We start from the raw sequence: 13,605 nt of genomic DNA on the forward strand, positions 1-13,605 counted from the left end.
ACCCGTTTCGAACTCCGTTTTGCCGAGCGATAAACGGCTGCGTAAAAAATACTAATGCCGAAGGAAATGCAAGCGGCATGTACGCGCGATGAAACGAATTCTTTACGCTACAACGCAATTCCGCGGCGCCTGGGTAGTTAATAGGAGCGCAATAGTCCGCCGATGAGGTCAGTGGGAGTCACTATTCGCGGATGCAGCATGAACGGTGCCCAGCAGCGGGAATAAATCGTGCCAGCAGGGTGCCGCCCTTTCAAGTGACTTTCGCATGTCCCATCTACCGGGGTGGCGAATGCACTACGATGCAGGTCGCGAAACGGCATCTATAATCAATTTTGTCCCCAAAGAGCCGAGGCCATGCAATGACGCAAATGACTCGGCGACAATTCCTGAAGGTCTCTGCCACGACACTTGCCGGATCGAGCCTGGCCCTGATGGGCTTCTCGCCGACACCCGCGCTGGCCGAAGTCCGTCAGTACAAATTGTCGCGTGCGACTGAAACCCGCAACACCTGCCCGTACTGTTCGGTGGGCTGCGGCATCCTGATGTACGGTCTTGGCGACGAGGCCAAGAATGTGAAGACGAGCATCTTCCACATCGAGGGCGACCCCGACCATCCGGTCAATCGCGGCACGCTGTGCCCGAAGGGCGCGAGCCTGATCGACTTCATCCATAGCGCGAGCCGTCTGCGCTATCCCGAGTACCGCGCGGCCGGGGCGAGCGAGTGGAAGCGCATCTCGTGGGAAGACGCGCTAGACCGCATCGCGAAGCTGATGAAGGAAGACCGCGACGCGAACTTCGTCGAGACGAACGCGGACGGCAAGAAGGTCAACCGCTGGCTGACTACCGGCATGCTCGCGGCATCGGCCGGCAGCAACGAGGTGGGTTATCTGACGCACAAGACTGTTCGCAGTCTTGGCATGCTCGGATTCGACAATCAGGCGCGTGTCTGACATGGCCCGACGGTGGCAGGTCTTGCCCCGACGTTTGGCCGTGGAGCGATGACGAACCATTGGGTCGACATCAGAAACGCGGACGTGATTCTCGTGATGGGCGGCAATGCGGCCGAGGCCCACCCATGCGGTTTCAAATGGGTCACCGAAGCCAAGGCGCACCGCAAGGCGCGTCTGATCGTGGTCGACCCGCGCTTTACGCGCACGGCGTCGGTCGCGGACTACTTCGTGCAGATCCGCACCGGTACGGACATTGCGTTTCTCGGCGGGGTGATCAACTACCTGCTGACGAACGACAAGATCCAGCACGAGTACGTGAAGAACTACACGGACGTGCCGTTCATCGTGCGCGAGGATTTCGCGTTCAAGGACGGCCTGTTTTCCGGCTACCACGCCGACACGCGCAGCTACGACAAGGCCTCGTGGGACTACGAGCGCGGCGATGACGGCTTCGCCAAGGTCGATCCGACGCTGCAGGACCCGCGCTGCGTCTATCAGCTGATGAAGCAGCACTACTCGCGCTACACGCCCGAGCAGGTCGAGAGAATCTGCGGCGTGCCGAAGGAGAAGTTCCAGCACGTCTGTGAGATGCTCGCGTCGACGTCGGTGCCGAACCGCGCGGCCACGATCATGTACGCGCTCGGCTGGACGCATCACTCGGTCGGCTCGCAGATCATCCGCACCGGCGCGATGGTGCAGCTGCTGCTCGGCAACATCGGCATCGCGGGCGGCGGCATGAACGCGCTGCGCGGCCATTCGAACATCCAGGGCCTGACGGATCTCGGCCTGATGTCGAACCTGCTGCCGGGCTACATGACGCTGCCCATGGAAGCGGAGCAGGACTTCGACGCCTACATCGCGACGCGCGCCAAACAGCCGCTGCGGCCGAACCAGCTGAGCTACTGGCGAAACTATCGCGCGTTCCACGTGAGCTTCATGAAATCGTGGTGGGGCGACAAGGCGACCGCCGACAACAACTTCGCTTTCGACTATCTGCCGAAGCTCGACAAGTCCTACGACCTGCTGCAGGTCTTCGAGCTGATGAATCAGGGCAAAATGACCGGCTACATCGCGCAGGGCTTCAATCCGCTTGCCGCCGCGCCGTTCAAGGCGAAGAACGGCGCGGCGCTGGCCAAGCTGAAGTGGCTCGTGATCATGGATCCGCTCGCGACCGAAACGTCGGAGTTCTGGAAGAACCACGGCCCGTTCAACGACGTCGACAGCGGCTCGATCCAGACCGAGGTGTTTCGTCTGCCGACCACCTGCTTCGCCGAGGAACGCGGCTCGCTCGTTAGTTCGAGCCGGGTGCTGCAGTGGCATTGGCAGGGCGCGGACGGTCCCGGCGAAGCGAAGAGCGACCTCGATATCATGGCGGGGCTGTGGCTGCGTATTCGCGACGCTTATCGCAAGGATGGCGGCAAGTATCCCGATCCGATCCTGAACATGAGCTGGCCGTATGCGAACCCGGAAAGCCCGACGCCCGAAGAACTCGCGATGGAGTTCAACGGCAAGGCGCTCGCCGACGTTACCGATCCGAAGGACACGACCAAGGTGCTCGCGAAGAAGGGCGAGCAGCTCGCGAGTTTCGCGCTGCTGCGCGACGACGGCTCGACCTCGAGCGGCTGCTGGATCTTCTGCGGCGCGTGGACCCAGGCGGGCAACCAGATGGGCCGCCGCGACAACTCGGATCCGACCGGCATCGGCAACACGCTGAACTGGGCCTGGGCATGGCCGGTGAACCGGCGGGTTCTGTACAACCGCGCGTCGTGCGATCTCAGCGGCAAGCCGTTCGATCCGACGCGCAAGCTGATCGCGTGGAACGGCAGCACGTGGTCGGGCGCCGACATTCCGGACTTCAAGGTCGACGAGCCGCCCGAAAACGGCATGAATCCGTTCATCATGAATCCGGAAGGCGTGGCTTGCTTCTTCGCGCGCGAAGCTATGGTGGAAGGGCCATTCCCCGAGCACTACGAGCCATTCGAAACGCCGCTCGGCTACAACCCGCTGCATCCGGACAACAAGTTGGTCGTCAGCAATCCTGCGGCGCGCGTGTTCCCGGACGACAAGGCCACGTTCGGCACGCACGAGAACTTCCCGCATACGGCGACCACCTATCGTCTGACCGAGCATTTCCACTACTGGACCAAACACGCGCGTCTGAACGCGATCATCCAGCCCGAGCAGTTCGTCGAGATTGGCGAAGACCTCGCGAAGGAGATCGGCGTGGTAGCCGGCGACCGGGTCAAGGTGAGCTCGAACCGCGGGCACCTGGTTGCCGTCGCGGTCGTGACGAAGCGGATCAAACCGCTGATGATCGAAGGCAAGAAGGTGCAGACCGTCGGGCTGCCGCTCCATTGGGGCTTCAAAGGGCTCGCGAGGCCGGGCTATCTCATCAATACGCTGACGCCCCCGGTGGGCGACGGGAATTCGCAGACACCGGAATTCAAGTCGTTCCTCGTCAAGGTCGAAAAGGCATAAGGAAAAGAGATGGCACTGCAATCACTGGACATCAGACGCGTTTCGGCCACCACCACGCAGCCGCCGGTGATTCGCGAGCCGGCCACGGGCACGGTCGCGAAGCTCATCGACGTGTCGAAGTGCATCGGCTGCAAGGCGTGTCAGACGGCCTGCATGGAGTGGAACGATCTGCGCGACGAGATCGGCGTGAACGTGGGCGTCTACGACAACCCGCCCGATCTCACCGAGCATTCGTGGACCGTCATGCGGTTTGCCGAGTACGAGAATTCCGCCGGCGATATCGAATGGCTGATCCGCAAGGACGGCTGCATGCACTGCGAGGACCCGGGCTGTCTGAAGGCCTGTCCGGCGCCGGGCGCGATCGTGCAGTACACGAACGGCATCGTGGATTTCCACCAGGAGAACTGCATCGGCTGCGGCTTCTGCATCGCCGGCTGCCCGTTCGACATACCGCGTATGTCGAAGCAGGATCGCCGCGTATACAAGTGCACGCTGTGTTCGGATCGTGTGGCGGTCGGCCAGGAGCCGGCCTGCGTGAAGACCTGCCCGACCGGCGCGATCATGTTCGGCACCAAGGAGGACATGAAGCAGCAGGCCGAGGACCGCATCGTCGATCTGAAGGAGCGCGGTTTTCAGAGCGCTGGCCTGTATAACCCGGCCAAGGTCGGCGGCACGCATGTGATGTACGTGTTGCACCACGCCGACCGGCCGTCGCTGTATCACGGCCTGCCGGACGATCCGCGCATCAGTCCGCTGGTCTCGTTGTGGAAGGGCATCGCCAAGCCGATCGCGCTCGCCATTATGGGGATCGCCGCGCTCGCGGGCTTCTTCCACTACACGCGCGTCGGCCCGAACGAGGTGTCCGAGGCCGACGAAGCCGCAGCCGTCAAGGAAGCCGAAGAAGCACGCCGTTCGCGGGAGGGTACGCAATGAACCACTCTGAGCACACCGATTTCACGGACCTGAAGGGCAACCGACTGATCGTGCGCTATACGCCGAACGAGCGCACGAATCATTGGATCACCGCGATCTGTTTCATCCTGCTTGCGCTGTCCGGTCTCGCGTTGTTCCATCCGTCGATGGCGTTTCTGTACGTGGTACTCGGCGGCGGGCAGTGGACGCGGATTCTGCACCCGTTCATCGGCTGCGTGATGTTCATCTCGTTCCTGATTCTTGCGTTGCGCTTCTGGCATCACAACTATCTGGACCAGGCGGATATCCAGTGGATGAAGCAGATCGGCGACGTGCTGAACAATCGCGAGGAACGCCTGCCCGCAATCGGCAGGTACAACGCCGGGCAGAAGCTGCTGTTCTTCGTGATGGTGATCTGTATGCTGCTGCTGTTGCTGAGCGGCATCGTGATCTGGCGGCGCTACTTTTCGTTCTATTTCCCGATTGGTGTGATCCGGCTCTCGGCGCTCGTGCATGCCGTGACGGCATTCCTGCTGATCGTCGGCATCATCGTGCATATCTATGCGGCGCTGTGGGTCAAGGGCTCCATAGGTGCGATGACGCGCGGCACCGTTACCTATGGCTGGGCGCGCAAGCATCATCCAAACTGGTTCAGGGAAATCATCGGCAAGTAAAGTATGCTCAATCGGCGCTGCCCCCGCGCATGTTTCAATGCGCCGCACGCAGCGCCCCTCGCACCGGGCCGCCGCGCCTCGTCGATGACGGGCGGCGGCCCTTCAGTTTTCAGAGGTCGATATCTTGACTCAACGCATTCTCGAAGCCGCCGACATCGAGTCGCTCGATCCCTCGGCAATACCCCGCATCCGCATGCCCGAGCGGCTCGCGGTGTTCGCGCCGCGCGCCGCGCGCCTGCGTCAGCTCGCCTCGCGCGGCAATCCGATCGCCGGCTACCTGCGGCTGATGGCGGCGCTTGCCGATGCGCAGCAGGCGGTGCTCGCGCACTTCAAGGCCCAGCCACCGAGCCCCGAGCTGATCGCGAGCGCGCAGCAGTATTCGATGCCGCTGATTCCGGCGCTGTCCGGCGCGCGCGATCCGGCGTGGCGCGACGTGCTGCTACAACTGCTCGACAGGATCGAAGCGGCGGGTCCCCCGTTGACGCCGCCGCTCGTGGCGTTGTTCGCGCGCCTGCGCTCGCTCGACGTCGCCGCGCTCGAAGCGCAGGCCGACGCGATCTTCGCGCAGCGCTTCGCCGACGTCGATCCGGCGAGCGCGCCGTTCATCATGGCCGCGCTGCAGGTCGTATGGACCGACCTCGCCGCCGACATCGACAAGCGCGCCGTACCGTACCTCGACACACCGGGCCTGTGCCCGGTGTGCGGCTCGCATCCGGTGGCGAGCACGCTGCGCATCGGCGGCGCGTACGACAACTATCGCTATCTGCAATGCGGATTGTGCGCGACCGAATGGCATATGGTCCGTAGCAAATGCTCGAACTGCGATTCGACGAAGGGCATCGCGTACCAGGTAGCCGGCTCGCCCGACGCCGACGCAGCCGCGCGCGAGGCCGAATCGAAAAACGCCGCGCTGAAGGCGGAGTCGTGCGACGAATGCCATACTTACCGCAAGATCGGCATTCAGGCGAAGGACTACGAGTTCGATCCATTCGCGGACGACCTCGCGAGCCTCACGCTCGATCTGCTGATGGGCGCGGAAGGTTACCGGCGCGCGTCGCCGCATCCATGGCTGTGGCCGGAGCAGACGGCCGACGCGGCCGAAACGGAGGGCGACGAGTCGGCCTGACGGCGACCTGACCGGAGCCAAGTTCAAAACGACATAAGGATTGCTCGTGAGCGATGTGAGCAGCTCGGCATTGCGCGCGCTGATGGCGCGCGTGCCGTCGGTGGACAAGGTGTTGGCGTCGGAAGAATTCGTGCCGCTCATCGGCGCATACGGCCGCACCCAGGTACTCAACGCGCTGCGCGACGCGCTCGATGCGTGGCGCATCAGCGCGCAATCGGGCGATGCGGCGGCCAACCCGGCGGTGAGCGCGCTCGATACCGCGCAGCTGCATGCGACGGTCGCCGCGGCGCTGCTCGCGCGTAACGCGTCGCGGCTGCGCAGCGTGTTCAATCTGACCGGCACCGTGTTGCACACGAACCTCGGCCGCGCGCTGCTGCCCGATGAGTCGGTGCGCGCGGTGATGAGCGCGCTCACGCAACCGGCCAACCTCGAGTTCGATCTCGCCACCGGCACGCGCGGCGACCGCGACGATCTGATCGACGATCTGATCTGCGAGCTGACCGGCGCCGAAGCGGCGACCATCGTCAACAACAACGCCGCCGCGGTGCTGCTCACGCTGTCCGCGCTCGCGGCGAAGAAGGAAGTGGTGGTGTCGCGCGGCGAACTCGTCGAAATCGGCGGCGCGTTTCGCATTCCCGACATCATGAGCCGCGCGGGCGCGAAGCTGCGCGAAGTCGGCACGACGAACCGCACCCATCTGAAGGACTATGAACAGGCGATCAACGCGCATACCGCGCTGCTGATGAAAGTCCACGCGAGCAACTATGCGATCAGTGGCTTCACGAAGGAAGTCGGCATCGAAGAGATCGCGCCGCTCGCGCACGCGCGCGGGCTTGCGGTCGCCGTCGATCTCGGCAGCGGCACGCTCGTCGATCTCGCCGAATGGGGCTTGCCGCGCGAGCCGACGGTGCGCGAGACCGTCGCGGCCGGCGCCGATCTGGTCACGTTCAGCGGTGACAAGCTGCTCGGCGGCCCACAGGCCGGGTTGATCGTCGGGCGGCGCGATCTGATCGCGAAGATCAAGAAGCATCCGCTGAAGCGCGCACTGCGGGTCGGCAAGCTGACACTCGCGGCATTGGAGCCTGTGCTCCAGCTGTATCGCGCGCCGGAGAAGTTGACGGAGCGGCTGACCACGCTACGGCTCCTCACGCGGCCCGCCGAAGATATTCACGGCGCCGCGCAGCGCGTGTTACCGGCGTTACAGCAGGCGATCGACGCGCGCTACAGCGTGGCCGCGGAGCCGATGTTCAGCCAGATCGGCAGCGGCGCCTTGCCCGTCGACGTGCTGCCGAGCTATGGCCTCGTCATCAGGATGAGCGACGGCAAGCGCGGCGGCCGTCATCTGCTCGCGCTCGAAAAGCAGTTGCGCGAGATGGCGCGGCCGGTGCTCGGCCGGATCGCGGACGACGCGTTGCGGCTCGATCTGCGCTGCCTCGAAGCCGCCGACGAAGCACAATTGATCGCACAGCTGATCGCGCAACCGAAAAGCAGCTGAAGGACGGGCACGCATGATCGTCGGTACTGCTGGGCATATCGACCACGGCAAAACGAGCCTCGTGAAGGCACTCACCGGCGTCGACACGGACCGGCTCAAGGAAGAAAAAGCGCGCGGCATTTCGATCGAGCTCGGCTACGCGTACGTACCGCTCGACAACGGCGACGTGCTCGGTCTGATCGACGTGCCGGGCCACGAAAAGCTCGTGCATACGATGACCGCGGGCGCGAGCGGCATCGACTTCGCGCTGCTCGTCATCGCCGCCGATGACGGCGTGATGCCGCAAACGCGCGAACATCTTTCGATCGTCGAACTGCTCGGCATCCGGCGCGGCGCAATCGCGTTGACGAAAGTGGATCGCGTCGACGACGAGCGCCTGCGCGAAGTGCGCGATGAAGTGAGTGTGTTCGTCGCTGGCAGCGTGCTGCGCGACGCGCCGGTATTCGATACCTGCGCGACGCGCGCGGGCGATGCGGGCGTCGCCGCGCTGAACGCGCATCTGCGCGAGCAGGCCGCCGCATGGCGCATGAAGCGCGACGACGGCCTGTTCCGCCTCGCCGTCGATCGCGTGTTCACGCTCGCGGGGCAGGGCACGATCGTCACCGGGACCGTGGTGGCGGGCAGCGTGAGCGTCGGCGACACGATGCTGCTCGCGCCGAAAAACGAATCGGTGCGCGTGCGCAGCATCCACGCGCAGAATCGCCCCGCCGAAACCGGTCGCGCCGGCCAGCGTTGCGCGCTGAATCTGGCGGGCATCGAGAAGAGTGCGATCGAGCGCGGCGACTGGATCGTCGATCCGCGACTGTCGCAAGCGAGCGAGCGCATCGACGTCGCGTTGACGCTGCTCGCCGACGCACCGCACGCGCTTGAACATTGGGAGCCGCTGCACGTGCATCTCGGCACGCAGCATCAGGTTGCGCATGTCGCGCTGCTCGAAGGCGACACGCTCGCGCCCGGTCAGCGCGCGCGCGTGCAACTCGTGTTCGAGCTGCCGCTGTGCACGGTGCCGGGCGATCGCTTCGTCGTGCGTAACGCTCAGGCCAATCGCACGGTGGGCGGCGGGCACGTGCTCGATGCGTTCGCTCCGGCGCGCAAGCGGCGCTCGCCGGAGCGCTTCGGCTGGCTGGACGCGATGCAGACGCTGCTCGACACCGGCTCACTCGACGCGCTGTTCGCGCGCGCGCCGCACGGTTTGTCGCGGGCGTTGCTGGAGCGCCTCACGGGGATGCCGGCGGCGGCGCTCGCGTTGCCCGCCGCGACACGCACGATCGAACTGCCGGGCCATGACGCGCTGCTGGTCGCGGACGCGACATGGCACACGCTCGAGGGGCGCCTGACGAGTGCGCTCGCGCAATATCACGAGCACTCGCCCGACGAACTCGGCCCGGACGTGTCGCGCTTGCGGCGCATCGCGGCGCCACTGGTCGACGACGCCCTGTGGCGCGCGCTGGTCGACGATGCGGCGGCGCGTGGCGAGCTCGTCAGACTCGGACCGTGGCTGCATTTGCCCGGCCACGCCGTGACGCTCGACGCCGCCGATCAGACGCTTGCCGCGACGCTACTGCCCGAGATCGAGGCGGGGCGTTTCGATCCGCCGTGGGTGCGCGAGCTCGCGAACGCGCACGGTGTGCCGGAGGAGCGCGTGCGTCAGTTGCTGCGCAAGCTCGCGCGTCAGGGCGAGCTGTTCCAGGTCGTGCATGACCTGTTCTATCACCAGCAGGTGATTCGCGAACTTGCGTCGATCGCGGCGGCGGAGGCGCACAAGAACGGCGGCACCGTGGCGGCCGCGCCGTTTCGCGACGCGACCGGGCTCGGTCGAAAACGCGCGATCCAGCTTTTGGAGTTCTTCGACCGGGTTGGGTATACTCGCTTCCACCGTGGCCTGCACCTCGTGCGCACGGATAGCCGCTGGCTCGATCTGCCTTGATCTGGCTGGCGGTCTGTTTCTATCGGGCACGCGTCATTCAATCACCGTAGGAAGGCATTCGTATCCGGTGGTGCGGCTGGGCTTCAAACCCAGTTGAGGGCGTCAGACGCTCTCGGGTCGGTTCGACTCCGGCTGCCTTCCGCCCCATAGGCCTTCCCGGGCATTCCGATATCTGTGGAGGAACTCATAAACCTTCCGAATGGAAGTTAATTGAGTGGCATTGTCAGGTTGGCGAGGTCGTCGCGTAAGATGGTGCGATGAAGAAATCAAAATCGCTTTATCACGGTCATCGTTTTCCCGCTGGCGTTATCAGTTGCGCCGTGCGTTGGTATTTCCGCTTTCAGTTAAGTCTGCGCGACATCGAAGAGTTGCTGTTTGAGCGCGGCGTGGTCGTGAGCTACGAGACAATCCGTTGCTGGTGCGACAAGTTCGGCAAGGGCTTTGCGCACCGCGTGAAAGCCGCTCGACCCAAGCTTGGTAGCACATGGCACCTCGATGAGATGTTTGTCACGCTGCGTGGCGAACAGTACCTGTTGTGGCGTGCAGTCGACGAGCATGGCGCCGAACTCGACATCCTGGTGCAAAAGCGGCGCGACAAGGCTGCGGCAAAACGTTTCTTCAAGCGGGTGCTGCGTTCTAGCACGGTACCGCGCAAGATCGTCACTGATCAGTTGCGCAGCTACCCGGCGGCCAAAGCCGAGATCCCGGAGCTCGCGAGCGTGAAGCATGTGTTCGTCAAAGCTGCAGCCCGGCTGAACAACCGGGCCGAGAACAGCCATCAACCGACGCGCGAACGCGAACGTCGCATGCGCGGTTTTCGCCACCCGAAACGCACACAGAAATTTCTCTCGTGCTTCGGGCCGATCCGGCAACACTTTGCGCTCAAGCGGCACCTGCTGCACGCTTCACTTTATCGCAAAGAGATTGCTGCCCGGTTCGTTTCCTGGAGTGAAGTCGCCGAACTCGCCCAAAATCCCTCCTACGCTTTCTGAGATTGCTCTTCCTGCCGTTCTTATGACCCAGCCTCGACAAGTTGACAATGCCTCACGAGGCTGTTGATGCCGGCGCGGAAGTCGATCGGTTCGCGATGCAGGAAGACCGTCAGGTCCGCGTCGAAGCGGAACATCAACGCGCTCCCAATGCAGCAACCACGGCATTGACGATTGCCACGTCGTCTGCTGAACATCGAGCTCAAGCTTCACGCCGTTAGGCAGCTGAGCCGACAGCCGTGCCACTCGTGTTGAGCGTGGCGAAACGCAGGATGATTCTGCTCCGGTGGTGCGGTGCGACGCGGGCGCGGGCGCCAGCAGCGCTGTTGGCTCGTCGATTGCGACAACCGGCACAAACGCTGACGATGCGACCGGCAGGTCGTGCCTGACTGGGGGCCGGCACTGTTCACGCGTCTGGACCCATTTATGCAGCTGGTTGGCGTTCACACCAGCCTTAAGGGCGAGGCCCGATAGCGAAGCGCCTGGCCGCAGACAGGCTTCGACGAGTCGTCGTTTGTCCGTTGGATCGAAGCTTCGCTTGCCGCCGGCACCAACACGCGTCACGCGTAGGGGCAAAAAAGCTGAGGTCATCTTCTGTCATGGATTGCGTCCGCAAAGTGAGGTTGCGGACGCAATCGTGAGCCTTCTCAACAGCGCAAGCTAGGTGTGCGAAATCGCGCGCTTACTGATGGCAGGCACATCAAAGGCCGAATGTACAAACGCATTCGAGACCTTCAAAATGCGCACCGATCTTGCTCATAGGTGAGAGTCCATGTACGGCTATATGAATCTCAAAGCTCTTCAGAGTGGTTCGTGGTTTTTTTGAAAGGAGAACATTCCGGCGCCTCTTCGTGCTGGATCAGTCGCAGCAAAGGGCTAATGGCCTGGTTTAGCAGAGGCTGGCGGTGACGCACCCAAATCCGCATCGGCTCCGGCTGACAGCCAATGCGCGCTTTGGGTGCGAGCGCCGTTCTGCCGAAAGAGACGCGTCGGCAACGGAAATCAATTGCCTGCGTCAGTGACGCATGCAGAAGGCGCAGATAAAGCGGCACACCACTGGCGGCTGCTTCGCGATCGAAACCGATGTGCCAGACGACCGCCGTCTCCGCATCCTTGAGCGTGACAACGAAGCCATAAATATGGCTACCCTTAACTGCGACGTGGAAAGCGATACGCGCGCCGGCAGCTTGCGCTAACGCTGGCCAGTATTCCTGATCCAGCATAAACGGGCGCAAGCTGGCATTGGTGTGGGTCTGCAGGTAAAGATCTTGCAAAAATCCGGCAACCGACGCCACCTTCTCAAGGCGTTCGATCCGGAATCCGGCCGCATCGAACGGTTTGTAGATCTGGGACTTGACGGCATTGCGGTACTTGGAAGCAAGACTGGCAAGATAGTCATCGTGAGTACAGACGCCTTCGGGTAGCGTCAGCACCATGTTGGGCTCGGTTTCGACGGCAGAATAACTGAGTTTCCCGAGGCAGGCACTGGGTACCCTGTCGGCCTCCAGAATGTCCTTAACCAAAATTACGTTGGTCTGACCATCCAGCTTTTCGCATCGGCGGGTACGATAGAGTGCCTCCGCCACGGCGGGCCACAGTTCTGCAGGAGTGCTGCCGGGCGCGAAACAAACGCCGTGCTGCCCGTAACTGAGCAGGTTGCCGCAGACAAGAACACGCTCTTTGAGCGGCACTTTGAGTTTGCGCTTGCCTTGTTCACCAAAGTGTTCGAGGCTCACCTCGACGATTTGCATGCAGACTGTGGCTCGCGGTCCGTCGTCATCCGAGATCAAGGCGTAGCGCGGCTCGAAATTGGCCGGACCAGCCACTTCAATCATTTGCAGGTATTCAGGCGAAAAATAAAAGCTTTGCCCGGCCGTTACCGTGCGCCAATCCTCCACGTTAAGCTGTCGCAGACGATGAGCAATGGCGATTTGAAAGCCACTGGCGCGACGCAGTTTCTTGCGTAGTTGCAGGCGGGTGTTCAGTGGCGTTGGAAGTAGTTTCATCGCGAACGGGCCGAGGACGACCGGCAAACTCAATTGGATGCCACATCTTGCTTCGCTGCAATGTTATCTGAGGCGAAGCCTCCGCATCGGACACTCGAAGAATCTTACGACCGCTTTGGTCCTGCGGGTGCAGGTTTTGCGGTCTCGTCGACGCGTGCTGAGCGCAGTGATTGCCATTGCGTCGTCAGCCATACCGCGCTTGGCTGCGCCGGTGCGTCGCCACATTGAACCGTCTGGCGGGAGAGGTCCGGATAGGAAACTGGCCCGCCACCTGAGGTTATCTTGATGGCGAGCCAGTTGGTGTAGATGCGGGCGCGCAGTGTTTCTGCGCACGTCGATGGCAAGACAGGCGGACGGTCGGTCAACCGCCTGTCAGCCGGTTAATGACCGAAGTAGACCGAGCCCGGACCGGTGCGAGCAGCCTCGCTCGTGTAGGCAGGGCCGCCCGCTGCGGACGAGCCGCTTACGACGCCACCCACGCCGGACGTGTCGCCAGCGCTTTCGATCTCAATCACGTCTTCACTGACTGCCACGACGGTCACCGGGTGACTGCCGCTCACGCCGGGCGTGCCCGCGTGTTGCGCAGCAACCCTGGCTTCAGCAGCCTGGATGTCCGCCGGATATTCGCGCGGGTTCGCACGGGCCGGGTTGTAGCCCGCCGCTTCGATCTCGACCAGTTGCTCACGGACTTCCGCGCGGGTCAGTGGATGGTTTGCTCCGACGTTTGCTGCGGCAAAAACCGTAATCGGAGCAGCGAAGGCGATGGCAGCCACAAAGGCGGCGAGTCTAACGATGGGTCTCATGATTACTACCTCCTTGGTTTGTCGGTTGGGCGCTACAAGCTTGTGCTCGTTTTCAACCCTTAAGGCAAGTGTAAGGAAATAGTAATTAAGGGTAAACACCTATTTTGTAACTGTCTATTTCATAAAACGTAATAATCAGAATTTATCTGCGCAAAATTATTGATTGCCTATACACATTGAATGGCAATCCGGATTCAGGCACGGTTGAGCAGGGGCCGCCCTGCGATCCAGAGGTCGGCGCGCCC

General features: G+C 62.9%; 9 protein-coding genes, 1 tRNA gene and 1 pseudogene. 8 read left to right on the forward strand and 3 right to left on the reverse strand.

Annotation, left to right across the window (positions count from 1 at the left end):
• Positions 1-359: 359 nt before the first annotated feature.
• The 8 genes from fdnG to OKW29_RS18930 all read left to right on the forward strand — a co-directional run bounded on the left by fdnG (position 360) and on the right by OKW29_RS18930 (position 10,554).
• Entirely contained in the window at positions 360-3,428 is a 3,069-nt protein-coding gene (fdnG, locus tag OKW29_RS18895; protein ID WP_429292078.1) for a formate dehydrogenase-N subunit alpha, read from the forward strand.
• Between the two features lie 9 nt (positions 3,429-3,437).
• Entirely contained in the window at positions 3,438-4,361 is a 924-nt protein-coding gene (fdxH, locus tag OKW29_RS18900) for a formate dehydrogenase subunit beta (RefSeq protein ID WP_429292079.1), read from the forward strand.
• On the forward strand, positions 4,358-5,014 hold the full coding sequence (locus OKW29_RS18905; protein ID WP_184038987.1) for a formate dehydrogenase subunit gamma: 657 nt from the start codon (positions 4,358-4,360) through the stop codon (positions 5,012-5,014). Before fdxH ends, OKW29_RS18905 begins: the two co-directional genes overlap by 4 nt.
• Before the next feature lie 124 nt (positions 5,015-5,138).
• Positions 5,139-6,140, forward strand: coding sequence for a formate dehydrogenase accessory protein FdhE (gene fdhE, locus OKW29_RS18910; protein ID WP_429292080.1), 1,002 nt, complete (start codon positions 5,139-5,141; stop codon positions 6,138-6,140).
• 46 nt (positions 6,141-6,186) lie between these two features.
• Positions 6,187-7,635 carry an L-seryl-tRNA(Sec) selenium transferase gene (selA, locus tag OKW29_RS18915; RefSeq protein WP_429292081.1) on the forward strand — a complete coding sequence of 483 codons (1,449 nt, stop codon included), beginning with the start codon at positions 6,187-6,189 and terminating at the stop codon, positions 7,633-7,635.
• Positions 7,636-7,648: 13 nt separating this feature from the next.
• Complete coding sequence (gene selB / locus OKW29_RS18920; RefSeq protein WP_429292082.1) at positions 7,649-9,562, forward strand: selenocysteine-specific translation elongation factor; 1,914 nt, start codon at positions 7,649-7,651, stop codon at positions 9,560-9,562.
• A gap of 49 nt (positions 9,563-9,611) precedes the next feature.
• A tRNA-Sec gene (locus OKW29_RS18925) sits at positions 9,612-9,704 on the forward strand.
• A gap of 115 nt (positions 9,705-9,819) precedes the next feature.
• Complete coding sequence (locus tag OKW29_RS18930; RefSeq protein WP_429292083.1) at positions 9,820-10,554, forward strand: IS6 family transposase; 735 nt, start codon at positions 9,820-9,822, stop codon at positions 10,552-10,554.
• Between the two features lie 133 nt (positions 10,555-10,687).
• On the opposite strand, the pseudogene tnpA reads toward OKW29_RS18930, so the two are convergent.
• The 3 genes and pseudogenes from tnpA to OKW29_RS18945 form a co-directional block, all read right to left on the reverse strand.
• Positions 10,688-11,152, reverse strand: a pseudogene (gene tnpA, locus OKW29_RS18935) (IS66-like element accessory protein TnpA).
• 190 nt (positions 11,153-11,342) lie between these two features.
• Positions 11,343-12,590, reverse strand: a complete 1,248-nt coding sequence (locus tag OKW29_RS18940; RefSeq protein WP_429292084.1) for a GNAT family N-acetyltransferase — start codon at positions 12,588-12,590, stop codon at positions 11,343-11,345.
• Positions 12,591-12,937: 347 nt separating this feature from the next.
• Positions 12,938-13,360 (reverse strand): DUF4148 domain-containing protein, encoded by a 423-nt coding sequence (locus tag OKW29_RS18945; RefSeq protein WP_429292085.1) that lies wholly within the window; start codon positions 13,358-13,360, stop codon positions 12,938-12,940.
• Positions 13,361-13,605: the final 245 nt, after the last annotated feature.

The organism is Paraburkholderia sp. CI3 (assembly GCF_050436505.1).
In the GTDB taxonomy this organism is placed as follows: domain Bacteria; phylum Pseudomonadota; class Gammaproteobacteria; order Burkholderiales; family Burkholderiaceae; genus Paraburkholderia; species Paraburkholderia tuberum.

What these genes read in the sequence shown, in the direction of transcription:
- OKW29_RS18930 (WP_429292083.1), top strand. Translation starts at nt 9,820, where the DNA reads ATGAAGAAATCAAAATCGCTTTATCACGGTCATCGTTTTCCCGCTGGC.
- fdxH (WP_429292079.1), top strand. Translation starts at nt 3,438, where the DNA reads ATGGCACTGCAATCACTGGACATCAGACGCGTTTCGGCCACCACCACG.
- selB (WP_429292082.1), top strand. Translation starts at nt 7,649, where the DNA reads ATGATCGTCGGTACTGCTGGGCATATCGACCACGGCAAAACGAGCCTC.
- OKW29_RS18945 (WP_429292085.1), bottom strand. Translation starts at nt 13,360, where the DNA reads ATGAGACCCATCGTTAGACTCGCCGCCTTTGTGGCTGCCATCGCCTTC.
- OKW29_RS18905 (WP_184038987.1), top strand. Translation starts at nt 4,358, where the DNA reads ATGAACCACTCTGAGCACACCGATTTCACGGACCTGAAGGGCAACCGA.